Raw genomic sequence first — 17500 nt, 5'->3', positions numbered from 1 at the left:
TGTCAGCCGCTTACGGCAGGTTGCGGGCCATGACGATGCGCTGGACCTGGTTGGTGCCCTCGTAGATCTGGGTGATCTTCGCGTCCCGCATCATCCGCTCCACCGGGTAGTCCCGCGTGTACCCGTACCCGCCCAGCAACTGCACCGCGTCCGTCGTGACCTCCATCGCCACGTCCGACGCGAAGCACTTCGCCGCCGCCCCGAAGAACGTCAGATCACCCTCCGTGCGCTGCGACTTCGCCGCCGCCGCGTACGTCAGCTGCCGCGCCGCCTCCAGCTTCATCGCCATGTCCGCCAACATGAACTGCACACCCTGGAACTCCGCGATCGCCTTCCCGAACTGCCTGCGCTCCTTCACGTACCCCTTCGCATAGTCCAACGCCCCCTGCGCGATCCCCAGCGCCTGCGCCGCGATCGTCACCCGGGTGTGGTCCAACGTCCGCATCGCCGTCGCGAAACCCGTCCCCTCCGCACCGATCATCCGCTCCGCCGGGATCCGCACATCGTCGAAGTACACCTCACGCGTCGGCGAACCCTTGATCCCCAACTTCTTCTCCGGCGCACCGAACGACACCCCCTCGTCGCCCTTCTCCACCACGAACGCCGAGATCCCCTTCGACCGCAACGACGGATCCGTCACCGCCATCACCGTGTAGAACTCCGACACCCCCGCGTTCGTGATCCACCGCTTCACACCGTTCAGGACCCAGAAGTCCCCGTCCCGCACCGCCCGCGTCTTCATCCCCGCCGCGTCCGAACCCGCCTCCGGCTCCGACAGGCAGTACGAGAACATCCCCTCGCCCCGGGCCAGCGCACCCAGGTACTTCGCCTTCAACTCCTCCGAACCCGACAACTGCACCGGCAGCGAACCCAGCTTGTTCACCGCCGGAATCAGCGAGGAGGACGCACACACCCGCGCCACCTCCTCGATCACGATCACCGTCGCCAGCGCATCCGCACCCGCACCCCCGTACTCCTCCGGCACGTGCACCGCATGCAGATCCGCCGACCGGAGCGCCTCCAACGCCTCCGCCGGGAACCGCCCCTCCTCGTCCACCTCCGCCGCGAACGGGGCGATCTTCGCCTCCGCCAGCGAACGCACCGACTCACGGAGCATCTCGTGCTCCTCGCCCAGCCGGTAGAGGTCGAAGTCCTGGGTCATGGCAGTCTCCTCGGTGATGGCACTCAGTACCCTCGATTATGCACACTGAGTATCGTCTCGCCCAGCCTTCCCGCCCGGGTCGGTGCTACCGTCCGGGTATGAGCGAGGTGCATGAGCAGGGCGGAACCACGGCGACCCGGCCGACGATGCGGGACGCCCTGGTGGAGGCGGCGTTCGAGCTGTTCTCGGAGCGGGGCTTCGAACAGACCACGGTCGACGACATCGTCTCGCTCGCGGGGGTCGGCCGGCGCTCGTTCTTCCGGTACTTCCCCTCGAAGGAGGCGGTGGTCTTCCCGGACCACGACGGCTGCCTCGCGGACATGACGACGTTCCTGGAGCAGGCCGACCCGTCGGGCGACCCGGTGGCGCAGGTCTGCGACGCGGCCCGCCTGGTGCTGCGGATGTACGCGGGGAACCCGTCGTTCTCCGTCGGCCGCTACCGACTGACCAAGCAGGTACCGAACTTGCGCACCCACGAGCTCTCCGTGGTGTGGCGCTACGAGCGCACCCTGGCGGGCCATCTGCGCACCCGCTACGCGGCCCGCGCGGACGGCGCGCTGCGCGCGGACGTGATCGCGGCGGCGGTGGTCGCGGCGCACAACTTCGCGCTGCGGTCCTGGCTGCGCTCGGGCGGCGAGGGCGACGTCGGCGCGGCGGTGGACGAGGCGCTGCAGTTGGTCGTCGACACCTGGGGCGACGGCGCGGCCGAGGGCCGGTCGGAGTCGCAGGACGAAGAAGTGGTCGTCATGGTGGCCCGCCGGGGCACACCGATGTGGCGGGTGGTGCAGGGCGTCGAGGCGGCCCTGGAGCAGTGACCGGCCGCTCCGCCGGCCGTCCGGGCGCGCCTCGTCCGTCACACCGATGATCTGACGTATCGACTGGCACTCGGTACCTTTACACGGGGCACTGAGTGCCATACCGTCCCTTCTGGCAGACCGCCCCGACCGCACGCCCGCCCGGGTGGCGGTACGGCGGCGCACACCGGCTCAGCAAGGAGACGGCCATGACCCCCACGCTCGCCCCGGCCGCGCCGACGACGGCCCCGACGATCACCGTCGGCCTCGACGGCACCCCCGGCCCCCTCGATCTCGCCGCCGACCCGTTCGGCTCGCACTTCGCCCCGTCCGCGTTCCGGGGCCGGCCCGAACTTCCGGCCGCCGAGACCGAGTTGCACTACCGCCGCTGCCACTGGTGCCACTCGGCCAGCGCGGTGACCTGCCTGCTGTGCCCGGTGTGCGGGTCGGCGGACCTGGAGCCGGCGGTGGCGTCCGGGCAGGGGACGGTGCAGCGCCTGCTGCGCCCGACCCGCCGGGGCCCGCTGCTCGGGCGCCCGTACCTGATCGTGCTGGACGAGGGCTTCACCGTGCAGGCGTCGGTGCTCGGCGGGCTGCCGGGCGCGGTGCCGATCGGAGCCCGGGTGCAGCTGGTGACCAGCGAGGAGGGCGGGCGGGTGCTCACCTTCCGCCTGGTACCCCGTTCCTGACGCACCGCCGCCCCTCTTTCCTGGCACCGGGTGCCACGAAAGCGGGGCGGCCGGTCCGCTTTCTCCCCCGGCGGTCCGCATCGCGCACACACTTCCCACATCCTGGGATTTGTCCCGCATTCCAAGGGTGTGGGCCTGGTGTGATCCCGTGCACGGAGCGCCACCACGCGGGTAGGCTCGGTGACGTTTGCCGTTCCGGGGGAGGTACTACACGTGCTCGATCTGAGCGCCCATCAGCCCGCCGCCGTCTGGCGTCCGTTGTCCGGCCCGGTGCCGGGAAGGGCGTGGCGCGCCGGTCTGGCGACCAATCCGGCGGCCCCGTCCGAGGTGCTGGTCCGGCTGTTGAACTACACGTCCGAGGGCGAGGGCGCGAGCTGGCCGGCGCGTCGGCCGGAGCTGCCCGACCGGGTGCTGGAGGCGGCGCTGCGGCACCCGCACTGGTGGGTCCGGGCGGCACTGGCGGAGCGGCCCGGGCTGTCGCCGGCAGTGCTGGCGGTGCTGGCCGGGGACCGCGAGCGCCGGGTGCGCCGGGCCGCGGCGTCGGCGGCGCACCGGGTGCCACTGCCGGAGCGGACCCTCACGGCGCTGGCGGACGACCGCGATCCGGACACCCGCCGCCGGGTGCCGGGTGCCGTGGGCCTGCCGGAGGAGCTGCTGGTGGGCCTGGCGCAGGACGGCTCGCCGCTGGTGCGGGCGGCGGCGGTGGGCGCGGACAGCTGGGCGCGACTGCCGGCCCGGGTGCGCACGGCGCTGCGGGCGGACCGCGATCCGGCGGTGCGGGCGGCGGTGCAGCGCGCGCTGCGGGTGGAGCGTCCGCTGCCGGTGACGCTGGCCGGGTACATCGCGGAGAGCGACCCGGTGCGCCGGGAGCGCACGGCGGCGGGGGCCGCCATCGAGCGGGCGCTCGGCGAGTGGCTGGTGCTGGACGACGACCCGCGGATCCGCCGGGCGGCGGCGGGCAATCCGCAGCTGCCGACGGACCTGGCGCTGGCGCTGGCGGTCGACCCGGACGCGGCGGTGCGCCTGGCGGTGTCGATACGGCCGGATCTGACGGAGCAGCAGCGTTCCGCGGTGGATTTCGGGGCGTCGGACGCGGCGCCGGAGCTGCCGTGGGTGGCCGAACGGCAGGGCGATCCGGCGGAGTTGCTGCGGCTGGCCCGCTCGGCGCATCCGCTGGTGCGGCGTGCGGTGGCGACGCTGGAGCACCTGCCGGGCGAGGCGGTGGCGCTGCTGGCGGAGGATCCGGAGCCGGCGGTGCGCCTCGCGCTGGCGGAGCACTGTGCGGACGCGCCGGGCGCGTTGCTGCGGTCGGTGTACGCGGAGCTGTTGGGTCCGTCCTCGCTGCCGGCCCTGGACCGGTTCGCCGCGCCGGGTCTGGCGACGTGGGCGGAGCGGCCGGAGCCGGCGTTGCGGCTGGCGGCGTTGCGGGATCCGGAGTTGGCGCCGGAGGTGCTGGCACGACTGGCGGAGGATCCGGACGAGGCGGTGGCGCGGGCGGCCGCCGGTGATCCGCGGCTGCCGTTGGAGGTGCTGCTGGGTCTGCTGGAGCCGGGGGCGTGTCCGGGGGCGGCCGCGGCGAACCCGGCGCTGCCGGCGGAGTTCATGCTGCGGATGCTGGACCTGGCGGCGGAGCCCTGATCGCGCTCCCCGGGCCGCGGAGCGGAACCCCGAACGACCCCGGAACGACCCCGGAATAGACCTCGGTAGGTGAATGTTCAACCACCTGCCGGGCCGCGGAGGCCCGGCACCGGGGATCCGACGACGGCCCCGGGAACGGGAAGGAGCAGGGCATGACCACCGACTTCCGGCCCCGGACCACGGGCCTGCCGACCGAGCAGGCGAGCCTCCACGAGGGGACGGTCGCCGAGCGCTGGGTGCGCGCCCAGCTGTTCTTCGACTCCAAGGCGTACGCGGACGCCGCGCGGATCCTCGCCGAGCTGGTCGAGGAGGCCCCGGAGCAGGTCGGCCCGCGGCTGTTGCTGGCCCGGGCGTACTACCACTCCGCCCAGCTGCGCCGCGCCGAGGAGCAGCTGCGCGAGGTGATCGAGCGCGACCCGGTGGAGCACTATGCGCACCTCGTCCTCGGCCGCGTCCTGGAGCGCCAGGGCCGGCACGCCGAGGCGGTGCCGTACCTGCGGCTGGCCGCCGCGTTCGAGGGCGCCTTCCCGCAGGACTGACCACTCCCCTCCGAACCGCCACCGCCCCCGACGAGCACTCGCCCGTCGGGGGCGGTGTGCGGTCGACGCTGGCAGGCTGGAAGGAGCGTCGAGGATGCGGAGGTGCGCGCGATGCGGACCCTGGAGGAGCAGATCGAGGTGACCGCCCCGGTGGGGACGGCGTGGTCGCAGTTGCACCGGGTGGCGGAGTACCCGGAGTTCGTCGGCGGGGTGGTGCACGCCAGCGCGCGGGGGCGGCGGCACGCGGAGCTGGAGGTGGAGTTCGGCGGCGAGCGGCACCAGGTGGACGCGGAGCTGACCGATCACGGCCGCGGCCGGGTGATGAGCTGGGAGACCGTGGACGGCCCGCCGCTGCGCGGCACGTTCGCGCTGCGCCCGCTGGACGCCGCGCACACGCAGGTGCAGGTGCGCCTGGAGTACGACCCGGAGGAGCTGAAGGAGTCGCTGGGCGGTCCGCGCGGGTTCGCGCAGAGCCGGGCGGTGGAGGAGGCGGTGCGGACCGATCTGCAGCTGTTCAAGGAGTTGTGCGAGGAGTGAGCGGCTCTCCCCCGTCGAGCGCCTCGCCCACCTCGAACGTCTCGCCGGGCGCTCCGCCGTACCGCGGGCCGATCGGCAGTTCGGCCCAGATGACCTTGCCGCTGGCGGGGTAGCGGGTGCCCCAGCGTTCGGCGAGCTGGGCGACCAGGAACAGGCCGCGTCCGCCCTCGTCGGTGTCGGTGGCGTGCCGCAGGTGCGGGGAGGTCGCCGAGCCGTCCCAGACCTCGCAGATCAGCGCGCGGTCGCGCAGCAGCCGGACCCGGATCGGTCCGCTGGCGTACCGGATCGCGTTGGTGATCAGTTCGCTGAGCACGAGTTCGGCGGCGAAGGCCTGCTCGGTCAGGCCCCAGTCCTCCAGTCGGCGGGTGACGGCGGCGCGCACCCGGGCGACCGCGGCCGGGTCGGCGGGGACGTCCCAGTCGGCGACGTGGTCGGCGGGCAGCGCCCGGGTGCGGGCCACCAGCAGGGCGATGTCGTCGGCGGGGCTGGTGGGCAGCAGCGCGTCGAGCAGGTCGTCGCAGGTCTCCCGCGGGCTGCGGCCGGGGTGGGCGAGTGCGGCCCGCAGCAGCTTCATTCCGTGGTCGAGGTCGTGCGACCGGGACTCCACCAGGCCGTCGGTGTACAGCACCAGCCGGCTGCCCTCGGGGAGCTCCAACTCGGCGGTCTCGTAGGGCAGTTGTCCGATGCCCAGCGGCGGCCCGGCGGGCAGGTCGGGGATCTCGACGTGCCCGTCGGGGTGCACCACGGCGGGCGGCAGGTGCCCGGCGCGGGCGAAGCTGCAGCGCCGGGTGACGGGGTCGTAGACGGCGTACAGGCAGGTAGCGCCGGTGATCGGGCGTTCGGCGCCGTCCGGGCGGGGGTTCTCCTGGTCGAGGCGGTTGACCAGGGCGTCCAGGTGGCCGAGCAGTTCCTCGGGGGCCAGGTCGAGCGAGGAGAAGGTGTGCACGGCGGTGCGCAGCCGTCCCATGGTGGCGGCGGCGTGCACGCCGTGGCCGACGACGTCGCCGACCACCAGGGCGACCCGGGCGCCGGACAGCGGGATCACGTCGAACCAGTCGCCGCCGACGCCGGCCTGCGCGGGCAGGTAGCGGGAGGCGACCTCCAGGGCCTGCTGCTCGGGCAGTCCGGCGGGCAGCAGGCTGTGCTGGAGGGCGACGGCCATGGTGTGCTCGCGGGTGTAGCGGCGGGCGTTGTCGACCAGCACGGCGGCCCGGGTGGTCAGTTCCTCGGCGAGCGCGCCGTCCTCCTCGTCGAAGGCGGGCCGGGGGCGGGCGCGCCAGAAGGTGGCGAGGCCGAGCATGGTGTCACCCACGTTGAGCGGCGCGGCGATCAGGGTGTGCACCTGCTCGTCGCGCATGGCGTCGACGGCGCCGGGCCGGACGTCGTCCCAGACGTCCAGCGCCGCCGACAGGTCGGGCTCGACCACCGGGTGGCCGGTGCTGACGGCCCGGGCGCGCGGGGTGCCGGGGACGACCGGCACGGACGCGCCCGGGGGCAGCAGCGGCGGCTGCGCGGTGATCCCGGTGAGGGCGGCGCGGTGCATCGTCCCGTTCCGGGCGGGGCGGGGTTCGCCGCCGTCGAGGACGCCTTCGCAGAGGTCGACGCAGGCGTAGTCGGCGAAGGCCGGGACGAGCGCGGCGGCGAGTTCCTGGCAGGTGCGGGTGATGTCGAGCGTGGTGCCGATGGAGGCGCCGGCCCGGTAGAGCAGTTCCAGGCGGCGGCGGGCGGTGTCGGGGTCGGCGAGGACGGCGGTGTCGCGCAGCGTGGCGATCCGGCAGGCCGGGCCGCCGGCCCGGTCGGTGTGGCGCAGGTCGAGGCCGAGGGTGCGGCCCGGCACGGCGACCGACACGTCGGTGAGGTCGCGTCCGCCGTCCAGCAGCGCGAGCAGGTCGGCCGGCAGGCCGAGCGCCCGCAGCGGGCGGCTCTCGCAGTCGGCGGGCAGTTTCAGCAGCCGGCGGGCCTCGTCGTTGGCGTACAGCAGCCGCCGGTCGGCGTCGATCAGCAGCAGGCCCTCCCGGACGACGGCCGCCTCGGCGCCCGCCGACGGGCGCCTCCCGTGCGCTTCCTGGCTCATCCGCACCGCCCGACCTGGGGGAACGTCACTGCGGACGGGGGCGCCGGGTGGGGGCCCATGGGCGTCCGGCGCGGGGAGGTGTGGCCCGCCGCGCCTGGTCCGCCGGGTGCTGCCCGAAACCGGGTCATACGCCCATTCCTACACTCCCCGCTCCGGCCGGGCCAACGGCCGCGCCCGGATTTGCCCCGCCGATGTGCTGCTTTCGACGCGGCATCATGTCGATCGCGGGGGCGGTCCGAGGGCCGGTCCGGCCGCTCCCGCAGGAGCGGCCGGAGCGGCGCTACCGGTCCTCCAGTTCGGCGCGGACCCGGCGCGAGGGCTGGAAGGCGTACAGGTCGAGCACGGCCGGGGGTTCGGCGAGGCCGGGGCCGCCGGCCTCGATCCAGGCGGTGATGTCGGCGGTCGCCTCCAGGTCGTTGACCAGTCCGAGCCACACCGGCCGGCCGCCCGCCTTCCGACCCTCCGCGGAGGGCTGCACGACGATCACGTTGCCGTGCTCGCACGCGTCGAGGCAGGTGACGGGCCGGACGTTCGCCGTTCCGGCAAGGGCGGTCCGCAGGCCGGCGAGCTGGGCGGCGTGGTCGAGGCGGGGAATCTTCGGGGTGCCGCAGCAGCAGCCGCGGCAGACGGTCACGGTGCAGCGGGCCGCGGTCTGCGGGGCGGGGGCGGCGGCCTTCTCGCGGGCGCGGCGGCTCATCGGCGGCTCTCCGCACGGGCGCGCCGCCATGCGCCGTCGCGCAGCAGCCGCAGGCCGTTGAGGCCCACGATGACGGTCGATCCCTCGTGTCCGAGCACGCCGAGCGGCAGCGGCAGGGTGGCGACCAGGTCCCACACCACCAGGACGGTGATGAACACCGACGCGATCACCAGGTTCTGCACCACCAGCGAGCGGGCCCGCCGGGAGAGCGCCACCACGGCGGGGACGGTGGCGAGCTCGTCGCGGACGATCACCGCGTCGGCGGTCTCCAGGGCCAGGTCGGAGCCGGCCCGGCCCATCGCGATGCCGGTGTGCGCGGCGGCCAGCGCCGGCGCGTCGTTCACGCCGTCGCCGACCACCAGGACCTTCCGTCCGGCCCGCGCCCACTCCTTGACCGCGGCGGCCTTGTCCTGGGGCAGCAGGGCGGCCCGGACCTCGCCGATTCCGGCGTCCTCGGCCAGGCGTCGTGCGGCGCGCGGGTTGTCGCCGGTGAGCAGCACGGGGGCGGCGCCGGTCAGCGCCGTCAGGGCCTGGACGGTGGCGGCGGCGTCCGGGCGCAGCCGGTCGGCGAGGCCGAGCACGCCGACGGGGGTGCCGTCGGTGGCGACCACGACGGCGGTGCGCCCGGCGTCCTCCAGTTCCGAGACCGGGTCGGTGGTGGCGGGGCAGTCGCGGTCGGGGGCGTGGACGGTGACGGTGCGTCCGTCGACGGTGGCGGTGACGCCGACGCCGGGGGTGGAGGTGAAGCCGGTGGCGGTGGCGAGGGGGAGGCGGTGCTCGCGGGCGGCGTCGACGACGGCGCGGGCGAGCGGGTGCTCGCTGGGGTGTTCGGCGGCTGCGGCCAGGGCGAGCAGTTGGTGCTCCGTCAGGCCGGAGTCGGGCAGCGGGCGGATGTCGGTGACGTGGGGGGCGCCTTCGGTGAGGGTGCCGGTCTTGTCGAGGGCGACGGTGTCGATCTGTCCGAGGCGTTCCATCACGACGGCGGACTTCACCAGGACGCCGTGCCGGCCGGAGTTGGCGATCGCGGACAGCAGGGGCGGCATGGTGGCGAGGACCACCGCGCACGGCGAGGCCACGATCATGAAGGTCATCGCCCGCAGCAGCGAGTCGGTGAACGCGGTGCCCAGGGCCAGCGGGACGGCGAACACGGCGAGGGTGGCGGCCACCATGCCGAGCGAGTAGCGCTGTTCGACCTTCTCGATGAACAGCTGGGTGGGGGCCTTGGTCTCGGACGCCTCCTCGACCATGGCGACGATCCGGGCGATGACGGTGTCCGCGGCGTCGCGCTCGACGCGCACGCGGAGTGCGCCGGTGCCGTTCAGGGTGCCGGCGAACACCTCGTCGCCGCGGTGCTTGGCGACGGGCAGCGGTTCGCCGGTGATGGTGGCCTGGTCGACGTCGCTCGCGCCGTCCAGTACCCGGCCGTCGGCGCCGATCCGTTCGCCGGGCCGGACCAGCACGGTGTCGCCGACGGCGAGTTCCTCGACCGGGACGGTCTGCTCGCCGTCGGCGGTCAGCCGGGTCGCGGTGGCGGGGGCCAGGTCGAGCAGGCCGCGCACGGAGTCGGCGGTGCGGGCGGTGGCGATCGCCTCCAGCGCGCCGGAGGTGGCGAAGATGACGATCAGCAGCGCGCCGTCCAGCACCTGCCCGACCGCGGCCGCTCCGAGCGCGGCGACGATCATCAGCAGGTCGACGTCGAGGGTCTTCTCCTTCAGTGCCTGCAGGCCTGCCCAGCCGGGTTCCCAGCCGCCGGTGGCGTAGGCGAGGGCGTACAGCGGGCCCCAGGCCCAGGCGGGGGCGCCGGCCAGGTCCAGCGGGAGGGCGATCAGGAACAGCACCAGTGCGGCCAGCGCCCACCGGGCCTCCGGCAGGGCCAGGACGCGGGTGCGCCGTTTCGGCGGGGCCGGGCGTGGTCCTGTGGTGGGCGGCGCGGGGCGCCGGTCCAGGACGGAAGACATGGCGGGGCAACCCTTCGCCGATGGGGAGGACGACACTTTCACCATACCGGAACATCTGAACAGGTCTTCAGGTGTCACCGGTATGATGGGCCCATGGGCCACGGAATCGACACCGCCAGCAGCGCCACCACCCGCGAACGCCTGGACGCCGTCGGAACCGCCGATGTCGCGGCCACCCTCCAGGCCCTGGCCACCCCCTCCCGGCTGCACATCCTGGCCCGGCTCCAGGAAGGGCCCTGCTCGGTGGGCGACCTGGCCGAGGCCGTCGGCCTGGAGCCCTCCGCCTGCTCGCACCAGCTGCGGCTGCTGCGCAACCTCGGCCTGGTCACCGGCGAGCGCCACGGCCGCTCGATCGTCTACGCGCTGTACGACAACCATGTCGCCGAGCTCCTCGACCAGGCCCTCTACCACGTGGAGCACCTGCGCCTGGGCATCCACGACACCCCGGCCGGGTCCGCGCCCGCCGTCGACTGACCGCACCCCGGCGCGTCCAGCATGTGGGACCCCGGGCGCGGGCCCGGAGGTGGGCGGGGCTTGAATGGCAGGTGTAGAAGCCAAGCATCTGCGCGAAGAAGGTCCTGCCATGCCCCACATCACCGTCGACTACTCGCCACAGCTGGCCGACTCCTTCGACCGCCCCGGATTCGTCCGCGAGCTGCACCCGATGGTGCGCGAGTGGGTGGCGTCCCGGGGCGTGTGCAAGACGTTCTTCCGACAGGCCGCGGAGACCTGGGTGGACGACGCCGACGGCCAGTTGACGGCCTTCGTGCACATCGCGATCGGCTTGCTGCCGGGCCGGCCCGAGGGACTGAAGGCCCGGCTGTCCGAGGAGGTGCTGCGCCTGCTCGACAAGCACCTGCGGCCCGTCCTCGGCCGCGAGGTGGTCCGCTCCGCGGAGGTCCGCGACCTCACCCCCTCCTACCGCCTGCGCACCAGCTGGTAGCCGCGGGGTCCGGGGCCCGTCCGGCCGATCTTGTCAGACAGGCCCTAACTGTTCTGTCCTGTGAGGTTGGGGACGCGGCTGGCGGGTGGTTTGCCTGCGAGTGCGGTGTGTCCGCGGTGGTGATTGTAGGTGTGGAGCCAGGCGGGGTAGGCGTCTCGGCGTTCTTGTTCGGTGCGGTAGGGCCGTGCGTAGGCCCATTCGTCGAGCAGGGTGCGGTTGAAGCGTTCGACCTTGCCGTTGCTCTGGGGCCGGTAGGGGCGGGTGCGCTTGTGGGTGATGCCGGCCCGGGTCAGCGTGTCGCGCCAGTGGTGGGACTTGTAGCAGGCGCCGTTGTCGGTCAGCACGCGTCGGACGGTGATCCCGGCCCGGGCGAAGAACGCGTTCGCCCGGGTCCAGAACGCGGTGGCGGTCTCCTTGCGTTCGTCGGACAGGATCTCGCTGTAGGCGAGGCGGGAGTGGTCGTCGACGGCGTTGTGCACGTAGCTGTAGCCGGCGCCGGAGCGGGTCCTGCGGCCGGCCTCGCGGCCGATGGCGCGGTGTCCTCCGCCGTCGGGGATGTTGCCGAGTTTCTTGATGTCGACGTGGACCAGCTCGCCGGGCGCGCGGTGCTCGTAGCGGCGTATCACCCGGCCGGTGGCGCGGTCGAGGTGGGCGAGGCGGGCGAGCCGGTAGCGGGTCAGGACGCGGTGCACGGTGGCCGGGTTGAGGTTCAGCAGGTAGGCGATGCGGGCGGGTCCCCAGCGGCGCAGGACGCGGACTTTGACGATCCGTCGTTCGGTTCGGGTCGGGGTCCGGCGCGGGCTGCGGTGCGGGCGCGAGGAGCGGTCTTCCATACCGGCCTCACCGAGCGCGCGGTAGCGGTCGGCCCAGCGCTTGGCGGTGGTCGGTGAGACCTGGAAGCGTTCGGCGGCCCGTCGTAGCGGCCAGCCGTCCTCGACCACGCAGCGGGCCAGGCGCAGGCGTCCGGTCTCGGTCAGGGGTGCGTTACGGTGTGGCATGAGGGCCTTTCTGGTCGCCGGTGCAGATGTCGCAATCCACACCAGGCCAGAAGGCCCTCACTCGTTTCAAGACCACCCGACCGTGAACCCTGTCACCAACCTCCATGGTCAGTACACCTAACGCGCCAGGAAGCCCGTCAGCTCCGCGTTCAGCCGCTCCGCCCGGGTGTACGGCAGGGCGTGGTGGGAGACGCCGTCCAGGGTGCGGAGTTCGGCCTGCGGGAGCAGCCGGGCGGCGCGGGCGGTGAGGGTGCGCGGGTCGTGGGGGCGGCTGTCCGCGGCGACCAGCAGCAGGCAGCGGGCGCGCAGGGTGGCGAGCGCCTCGGGGGTGGGGCGGGGGCCGGTGATCGGGCGGGCGGCGGGGAAGGTCGCGGCGAGGCCGTGGAGCCGCGTCCAGTCCGGGTCGAGCGGGATGCCGCCGGTCTCCCACGCGAGGAAGGCGCGGGCGCGGGCTTCGGTCGGGCGGGCCAGCATGGGCGCCGCGCGCAGGAGGTAGCGGGGCGAGTAGCCGGTGAAGCAGCCGGTGGGGTCGAGCAGGGCGAGGCGGTCGATCCGGTCGGGGCGGCGCAGCGCGTAGCTCAGCGCGATCCAGCCGCCGTAGGAGTGCCCGCACAGGTCGGTCCTGGTCAGGCCGAGCCCGTCCAGGACGGCGTCCAGCCAGCCGTGCAGGTCCTCGACGGTGCGCAGCGGCCGGTCGCCGGCGTTCGCGGAGCGGCCCGCCTCGCCGATCCGGTCGACCGCGAACACCCGCGCCTCGCAGGCGAGTTCGCCGACGTTCGCCCACCAGCTCGCCGCGGTGGAGCCGCCGCCGTGGATCAGCACCAGCGGCGGTCCGTCGGTCGGCCCGGCGGCGTTCACCCGGGTGGTGCCGTACGGCGTGTCGAGGTCGATCGGCTCGACCGGTACGGGCCAGCGGTCGAGCAGGGTGTCGTACGCGGACAGGAAGGCGGAACGGTCGAACGCCATGGCGGCAGCCTCCGGCTGGCAGGGTTTTCTCGCTGAGCAAGTCTCTCGCTCGGCGAGATAATATGCATGTGCGTCTCCGCCCCCGAAGGCACCCCATCGAAAGGCCCGCACCGCATGACCGCCGAACTCCCGGACCGCCACGGCCTGCAGACGGTCCATCACCTCCGTGCGCTCACCGTCGACCTGGAGGTGCTCGCCGCCGACTTCGCCCGGCGCAACCGGCTCCACCCCACCGACCTGCGCGCCCTGATCGCCCTGCTGGACGCCGCCCGCTCCGGCACCCCCGCGACCCCCGGCCTGCTCGGCCGCGAGCTGCGCCTCAACTCGGCGGGCACCACCGCCGCCCTGGACCGCCTGGAACGCCTCGGCCACGTCCGCCGCACCCGCGACCCGCACGACCGCCGCCGCGTCCTGCTGGAGGTCACCGAGCAGGCCGTCGCCCTCGGCGAGAGCTACTTCGGCCCGCTGATCGCCGACACCGCCACCCTGGTGGACGGCCTCTCCCCCGCCGAACTCGCCGCCGTCCAGGGCTTCCTGACGTCCATGCGGGCCCTCGTCGCCCGCCACGGCGAGGCCGGCCCACCGAGCGAATGACCGGGCAGGCCGCCGACGTCGGCCACCCGTCCCCTGACGGGAGTTCAGCCGGTCGGCGTCGGCAGGTGGTAGCGGCAGGCCAGCAGCGGTGAGGCCCGGTAGCTGCGGGCGAGCAGGGAGTGGGCGGTGCACACGGAGGTCGACGGGCCGTCGGCGGGATGCCGGGTGAGGAGATAGAGCAGGACGTCGACCTGATCGGCCTTGCAGACGACGGTGACGTGCTGGAGTGCGCCGCCGGGCAGGGCGTGGGCCCACAGGATCCCGACGACCTCGCCCGACTCCTGCGTCGGGGCGGGTCCGGGCTCCTTGCGCCGCAGGCTGGCCGCGCGCAGCGCAACCCCCGACCCCTATCGCACCCCGCGCGCAAACCGTCCGGGCGTCGTGCCCAGGATGCGGCGGAAGTGGCGGGTGAGGTGGGGCTGGTCGTGGAAGCCGAGGGTGGTGGCGACGGTGCTCGGGGGGTGGCCGTCGAGGAGGAGGTGGCGGGCACGGTCGATGCGGCGGGCGGTGAGGTACTGGTGCGGGGGCAGGCCGAACGCGGTGGTGAAGGCGCGGACCAGGTGGGCGGGGTGGGCGTGGAGACGCCTCGCGGCTTCGTCGAGGGTGGTCCGCTCGGTCAGCCGGGCGTCCAGCAGGTCGCGCAGCTGGTGGGCGAGGCCGCGGTCAACGGGCGCGGCGGGCACCGCCGTTCGGGGTCGGAGCAGCTCTCGTAGCCGCGCACTGATCAGCGCCAGCCGACTCTCCGCCTCCCATTCCTCCCCCGGCGTGCCGAGCGCCGCGTGCAGTTGCCCGACCCGCCGTCGCAGCAGCGGATCCGCGAGGTCCGGCCCGTCCACCGCCGGTCCGATCAACTCCGCGCCGAGTTGCCCGAGTTCGAGGTAGAGGACGCGCTTGCGGAAGCCCGCCTCGGTGGCCGGCGACCCGTTGTGCGGAACGTGCGGCGGCAGCAGGCTGACGGTGTCGTGCGGGGTGCCGCGGCGATGGCGGTCGAGGTCGTAGCGGACGGCGCCGTCGTCGACGATCAGCAGCGTCCAGGCGTCGTGGACGTGCATGGGGTAGCGGTGTTCGGTGAGGTGCGCGTGCAGTACCTCGACGATGCCGGGGACGCGCGGCCGCCAGGCGGTGATCTCCTGCCGGGCCGCCGCTGTCATGCAAAGAACGTACAAGACCTGGCCGCGCCCGGGACGGCACGCTCACTCCATGGACACCCACACCCTGCCCAGTGCCCCCAGCACCCCGGCCGTTCTCCGTTTCGACACGAAGATCGCCGTCCTGCTGCGCGAGGACCTCCAGCCCTGGCAGCGCCTGAACGTGACGGCTTTCCTGGTGAGCGGACTGGGCACCGCCGTACCGGAGTTGATCGGCGAGCCGTACGCGGACGCGGACGGGACGGCGTACCTGCCGATGTTCCGTCAGCCGGTGCTGGTGTTCGAGGGCGCCGGCGAGCTGCTGACGTCCGCCCATGCGCGGGCACTGTCCCGCTCGCTGCCGGTGGCGGTGTTCACGGCCGAGCTGTTCGGCACCGGCAACGACCGCGACAACCGGGCGGCGGTCCGCGCGGTGCCGACGGCCGGGCTCGATCTGGTGGGGCTGGCGCTGCACGGGCCGCGCAACGCGGTCGACAAGGTGCTCAAGGGTGCGCGCATGCACCCTTGAGCCGCACTGTCAGTCGGAGAGGCCGCGGTGGCGGGAGAGCCCGGGGATCATGCCGACCGAGGACGCCAGGCTCTTCCCCTCTTCGCCGCTGAGCACTCGGTGCGCGGTGTTGAAGGGGAAGGCCGTCAGGCCGAGCACCCGGACGGCGGGGCCGGCGGAGTCCTCGCCGGCGTCGATCCACTCGCCCCCGTAGCTGCGGACCATCACCTCGCCGGTGTAGCAGGCGACCAGCGACCACCACATCGCCATCCGCGCCTCGCCGAGCGGCTCGGGGGCGATCAACTCGGCACAGACCGCGTCGAGTTCGGCCAGGGAGGCAGCCGTCCAGTCCAGCTGTCGGCCGTGGTTGTCGGCGACCAGCGCCACGCACTGCTCCGCGCTGAACGCCAGCCGGTCGACCGGCACTCCTTCTTCCTGCTGCGGCTCTCGTTCCATGCCGGAGATCCTGCCGAACCGGCAACCGTCCCTGCCAACGGTTTTCCGCCGCGCGACCACCCGGCCACCCGGCCACCCGACCGCCCGACCGCCCGGCCACCCGGCGGCGGCTCAGGCCTGGAGCGAGGCGAGCGTGACCACCGTGATGTCGGACGGCGCGCCGACCCGGACGGGCGGGCCCCAGGCGCCCGCGCCGCGGGTGACGTAGAGCTGTGTGTCGCCGTACCGCTCCAGGCCGGCCACGGTCGGGTTGGCCAGTTCGGCGAGGTAGTTGCCGGGCCAGAGCTGGCCGCCGTGGGTGTGGCCGGAGAGCTGGAGGTCGACGCCGTGGCGGACGCTGTCATGGACGGTCACTGGCTGGTGGGCCATCAGGACGGCCGCGCGGCCGCGGTCGCGGTCGCCCAACGCCCGTTCGTAGTCGGGGCCTTGGCCCTGCGCGGTGCCGGCGATGTCGTTGATCCCGGCGAGGTCGAACCAGGGCAGTTCGACGCGGGCGTTCTCCAGCGGGTGGACGCCGAGTTCGCGGACGAAGTCGACCCACGGCGCGGCGCCGGAGAAGTACTCGTGGTTGCCGGTGACGAAGTACGCGCCGTCCCTGGCCCGCAGGTCCGCCAACGGGCGGGCGGCGGGGCCGAGTTCGGGGACGGTGCCATCGACCAGGTCGCCGACCACGGCGATCAGGTCGGGCTGGGTGGCGTTGACGGTGTCGACGATCCGCCGGGTGTGCGCCCGGCCGAGTATCGGGCCGAGGTGGATGTCGCTGACAACGGCGATCCGGTAGCCGTGCGCGGCCCGCGGCAGTTTCGCCAACGGCACCGTCACCTGCTTCACCTGCGGCCCGCGCAGCACCCCGTACGCGCCGTTGCCCACCACCCCGACGGCGACTCCGACGGCCGCCCCGGCCACCACTCGCGAGACGAACAGCCGCCGCGACCGCGACGCCGAGTCGGCCACCGTGACGTCCTCCACCGCAGGCTCGTCCGAGGGCTCGGCCGCGAGCTCCTCCGCCGGCCGGTCCTCGCGATCGCGCGAGGGGCGGCGCGGGAGGCGAAGCAGCAGCGGGCGCAGCACCTCGCCGACCAGCAGCGCGAGCAGCAGGTACAGCAGGACGGCCAGCCAGAGGTAGCCGGGCCAGGCGAACCAGCGTTCGACGGCGAGCGGGAAGGCGCGGCCGCCGACCAGGGCCAGCAGCGAGAGGACGGGCAGCAGGACGACGAGCACGGTGCCTGCCCGCCGGTACCGGCTGCGCGGGGTCGAGACGTCGCGGACCAGTCGTCGCCACACGTACCAGTGCGCCGCCCCGAGCAGGCCGAGCGCCGCAATCCCCACCACCGCGATCACCATGCGGCCAGTATCGGGGCGTGGTGATCGCGCGCTGTGACCGGGGTGCCGGTGCAGTCCACCGGGCGTGGCCGGGCGGGTGCGGGGTGTGCCCGGACGCGTTCGGTTCCTGTGAGCCCGCCCACATCGCGGGGGGCTTCTACGGTCCTCGATAGTGGGTGGGTCGAGGCGCCGGTCGGGTGGCGCTCGCGGCTCGCTGCCCGACCACCGAAGGCTACCGCAACTTCGCAGGTCAGCGGCAATCCGGTGGCCGTCGGACGACCGTCGCACCGGGCCCGTCGCAGGCCGGCCCGGGGCGGTCCGCGGCCCGCCTGCCGCCGTCCCGGCTACTACGGGCCATAGTTTTCGGGCTTTTTGGGCCACTCTCCGTGATCTGCCAAGAATGTTCCCCGTCCGCCGGGCGGTCCGGCCGGTTCCGCCGGCCACCGCCCTGCTGCCGCAGTCGACCGACTGCCGCGCTGCGCCGTGCCCCCACGACT

18 protein-coding genes are annotated in these 17500 nt (G+C 74.0%); 9 read left to right on the top strand and 9 right to left on the bottom strand.

Annotated elements, in window-relative coordinates; genetic code table 11:
* Positions 1 to 10: 10 nt before the first annotated feature.
* The gene (locus ACI1MP_RS36150) at positions 11 to 1162 is read right to left on the bottom strand and encodes an acyl-CoA dehydrogenase family protein (RefSeq protein WP_404870615.1); all 1152 of its coding nucleotides are present in this window, start codon (positions 1160 to 1162) and stop codon (positions 11 to 13) included.
* Positions 1163 to 1260: 98 nt separating this feature from the next.
* Here ACI1MP_RS36150 and ACI1MP_RS36145 point away from each other — a divergent pair, with 98 nt between their 5' ends.
* From ACI1MP_RS36145 to ACI1MP_RS36125, 5 genes are all read left to right on the top strand, one after another.
* Positions 1261 to 1977, top strand: coding sequence for a TetR family transcriptional regulator (locus ACI1MP_RS36145; protein ID WP_043907338.1), 717 nt, complete (start codon positions 1261 to 1263; stop codon positions 1975 to 1977).
* 188 nt (positions 1978 to 2165) lie between these two features.
* Positions 2166 to 2645 (top strand): Zn-ribbon domain-containing OB-fold protein, encoded by a 480-nt coding sequence (locus ACI1MP_RS36140; RefSeq protein ID WP_100588392.1) that lies wholly within the window; start codon positions 2166 to 2168, stop codon positions 2643 to 2645.
* Between the two features lie 213 nt (positions 2646 to 2858).
* Entirely contained in the window at positions 2859 to 4283 is a 1425-nt protein-coding gene (locus ACI1MP_RS36135) for a hypothetical protein (RefSeq protein ID WP_404870614.1), read from the top strand.
* A gap of 152 nt (positions 4284 to 4435) precedes the next feature.
* Complete coding sequence (locus tag ACI1MP_RS36130) at positions 4436 to 4822, top strand: M48 family metallopeptidase (RefSeq protein ID WP_043907339.1); 387 nt, start codon at positions 4436 to 4438, stop codon at positions 4820 to 4822.
* Positions 4823 to 4933: 111 nt separating this feature from the next.
* Positions 4934 to 5359: an SRPBCC family protein gene (locus ACI1MP_RS36125; protein ID WP_043907341.1), complete on the top strand. Its 426-nt coding sequence runs from the start codon at positions 4934 to 4936 to the stop codon at positions 5357 to 5359.
* Here ACI1MP_RS36125 and ACI1MP_RS36120 read toward each other — a convergent pair.
* The 3 genes from ACI1MP_RS36120 to ACI1MP_RS36110 form a co-directional block, all read right to left on the bottom strand.
* On the bottom strand, positions 5337 to 7433 hold the full coding sequence (locus tag ACI1MP_RS36120) for a SpoIIE family protein phosphatase (RefSeq protein ID WP_404870613.1): 2097 nt from the start codon (positions 7431 to 7433) through the stop codon (positions 5337 to 5339). The genes ACI1MP_RS36125 and ACI1MP_RS36120 overlap by 23 nt on opposite strands.
* 280 nt (positions 7434 to 7713) lie before the next feature.
* Positions 7714 to 8130, bottom strand: coding sequence for a (2Fe-2S) ferredoxin domain-containing protein (locus ACI1MP_RS36115; protein ID WP_363482969.1), 417 nt, complete (start codon positions 8128 to 8130; stop codon positions 7714 to 7716).
* On the bottom strand, positions 8127 to 10088 hold the full coding sequence (locus tag ACI1MP_RS36110; RefSeq protein WP_404870612.1) for a heavy metal translocating P-type ATPase: 1962 nt from the start codon (positions 10086 to 10088) through the stop codon (positions 8127 to 8129). Before ACI1MP_RS36110 ends, ACI1MP_RS36115 begins: the two co-directional genes overlap by 4 nt.
* Positions 10089 to 10181: 93 nt before the next feature.
* Between ACI1MP_RS36110 and ACI1MP_RS36105 the strand changes: the two genes are divergently transcribed.
* Together ACI1MP_RS36105 and ACI1MP_RS36100 are read left to right on the top strand one after the other, a co-directional pair.
* Positions 10182 to 10562 carry an ArsR/SmtB family transcription factor gene (locus ACI1MP_RS36105; RefSeq protein WP_380338558.1) on the top strand — a complete coding sequence of 127 codons (381 nt, stop codon included), beginning with the start codon at positions 10182 to 10184 and terminating at the stop codon, positions 10560 to 10562.
* A gap of 109 nt (positions 10563 to 10671) precedes the next feature.
* Complete coding sequence (locus ACI1MP_RS36100) at positions 10672 to 11031, top strand: 5-carboxymethyl-2-hydroxymuconate Delta-isomerase (RefSeq protein WP_404870611.1); 360 nt, start codon at positions 10672 to 10674, stop codon at positions 11029 to 11031.
* Positions 11032 to 11075: 44 nt separating this feature from the next.
* Here ACI1MP_RS36100 and ACI1MP_RS36095 read toward each other — a convergent pair whose 3' ends face one another.
* A complete protein-coding gene (locus tag ACI1MP_RS36095; RefSeq protein ID WP_404870610.1) occupies positions 11076 to 12029 on the bottom strand; it encodes an IS481 family transposase in 954 nt (317 codons plus the stop codon).
* A gap of 117 nt (positions 12030 to 12146) precedes the next feature.
* The gene (locus ACI1MP_RS36090) at positions 12147 to 12995 is read right to left on the bottom strand and encodes an alpha/beta fold hydrolase (protein ID WP_404870609.1); all 849 of its coding nucleotides are present in this window, start codon (positions 12993 to 12995) and stop codon (positions 12147 to 12149) included.
* Positions 12996 to 13109: 114 nt separating this feature from the next.
* On the opposite strand from ACI1MP_RS36090, the gene ACI1MP_RS36085 reads away from it, so the two are divergent.
* A complete protein-coding gene (locus ACI1MP_RS36085) occupies positions 13110 to 13589 on the top strand; it encodes a MarR family winged helix-turn-helix transcriptional regulator (protein WP_404870608.1) in 480 nt (159 codons plus the stop codon).
* A 347-nt stretch (positions 13590 to 13936) separates the two neighbouring features.
* On the opposite strand, the gene ACI1MP_RS36080 is transcribed toward ACI1MP_RS36085, so the two are convergent.
* Positions 13937 to 14740: an AraC family transcriptional regulator gene (locus ACI1MP_RS36080; RefSeq protein ID WP_404870607.1), complete on the bottom strand. Its 804-nt coding sequence runs from the start codon at positions 14738 to 14740 to the stop codon at positions 13937 to 13939.
* A gap of 49 nt (positions 14741 to 14789) precedes the next feature.
* Between ACI1MP_RS36080 and ACI1MP_RS36075 the strand changes: the two genes are divergently transcribed.
* Positions 14790 to 15245, top strand: coding sequence for a DUF2000 family protein (locus tag ACI1MP_RS36075; protein WP_404870606.1), 456 nt, complete (start codon positions 14790 to 14792; stop codon positions 15243 to 15245).
* A gap of 9 nt (positions 15246 to 15254) precedes the next feature.
* Here ACI1MP_RS36075 and ACI1MP_RS36070 read toward each other — a convergent pair whose 3' ends face one another.
* Both ACI1MP_RS36070 and ACI1MP_RS36065 read right to left on the bottom strand, forming a co-directional pair.
* On the bottom strand, positions 15255 to 15680 hold the full coding sequence (locus ACI1MP_RS36070; protein WP_404870605.1) for a hypothetical protein: 426 nt from the start codon (positions 15678 to 15680) through the stop codon (positions 15255 to 15257).
* 111 nt (positions 15681 to 15791) lie between these two features.
* Positions 15792 to 17024, bottom strand: coding sequence for a metallophosphoesterase (locus tag ACI1MP_RS36065; protein WP_380338540.1), 1233 nt, complete (start codon positions 17022 to 17024; stop codon positions 15792 to 15794).
* Between the last annotated feature and the right edge of the window lie 476 nt (positions 17025 to 17500).

The sequence above is a fragment of the Kitasatospora griseola genome (assembly GCF_044999035.1).
In the GTDB taxonomy this organism is placed as follows: domain Bacteria; phylum Actinomycetota; class Actinomycetes; order Streptomycetales; family Streptomycetaceae; genus Kitasatospora; species Kitasatospora griseola.
This window is presented reverse-complemented; position numbering and strand designations above follow the sequence as displayed.

Bases quoted from the DNA above. Each gene is read 5' to 3' on its own strand.
- ACI1MP_RS36150 (WP_404870615.1), bottom strand. From the start codon at position 1,162: ATGACCCAGGACTTCGACCTCTACCGGCTGGGCGAGGAGCACGAGATG.
- ACI1MP_RS36145 (WP_043907338.1), top strand. From the start codon at position 1,261: ATGAGCGAGGTGCATGAGCAGGGCGGAACCACGGCGACCCGGCCGACG.
- ACI1MP_RS36140 (WP_100588392.1), top strand. From the start codon at position 2,166: ATGACCCCCACGCTCGCCCCGGCCGCGCCGACGACGGCCCCGACGATC.
- ACI1MP_RS36130 (WP_043907339.1), top strand. From the start codon at position 4,436: ATGACCACCGACTTCCGGCCCCGGACCACGGGCCTGCCGACCGAGCAG.
- ACI1MP_RS36125 (WP_043907341.1), top strand. From the start codon at position 4,934: ATGCGGACCCTGGAGGAGCAGATCGAGGTGACCGCCCCGGTGGGGACG.
- ACI1MP_RS36120 (WP_404870613.1), bottom strand. From the start codon at position 7,433: ATGAGCCAGGAAGCGCACGGGAGGCGCCCGTCGGCGGGCGCCGAGGCG.
- ACI1MP_RS36115 (WP_363482969.1), bottom strand. From the start codon at position 8,130: ATGAGCCGCCGCGCCCGCGAGAAGGCCGCCGCCCCCGCCCCGCAGACC.
- ACI1MP_RS36110 (WP_404870612.1), bottom strand. From the start codon at position 10,088: ATGTCTTCCGTCCTGGACCGGCGCCCCGCGCCGCCCACCACAGGACCA.
- ACI1MP_RS36105 (WP_380338558.1), top strand. From the start codon at position 10,182: ATGGGCCACGGAATCGACACCGCCAGCAGCGCCACCACCCGCGAACGC.
- ACI1MP_RS36100 (WP_404870611.1), top strand. From the start codon at position 10,672: ATGCCCCACATCACCGTCGACTACTCGCCACAGCTGGCCGACTCCTTC.
- ACI1MP_RS36095 (WP_404870610.1), bottom strand. From the start codon at position 12,029: ATGCCACACCGTAACGCACCCCTGACCGAGACCGGACGCCTGCGCCTG.
- ACI1MP_RS36090 (WP_404870609.1), bottom strand. From the start codon at position 12,995: ATGGCGTTCGACCGTTCCGCCTTCCTGTCCGCGTACGACACCCTGCTC.
- ACI1MP_RS36085 (WP_404870608.1), top strand. From the start codon at position 13,110: ATGACCGCCGAACTCCCGGACCGCCACGGCCTGCAGACGGTCCATCAC.
- ACI1MP_RS36080 (WP_404870607.1), bottom strand. From the start codon at position 14,740: ATGACAGCGGCGGCCCGGCAGGAGATCACCGCCTGGCGGCCGCGCGTC.
- ACI1MP_RS36075 (WP_404870606.1), top strand. From the start codon at position 14,790: ATGGACACCCACACCCTGCCCAGTGCCCCCAGCACCCCGGCCGTTCTC.
- ACI1MP_RS36070 (WP_404870605.1), bottom strand. From the start codon at position 15,680: ATGGAACGAGAGCCGCAGCAGGAAGAAGGAGTGCCGGTCGACCGGCTG.
- ACI1MP_RS36065 (WP_380338540.1), bottom strand. From the start codon at position 17,024: ATGGTGATCGCGGTGGTGGGGATTGCGGCGCTCGGCCTGCTCGGGGCG.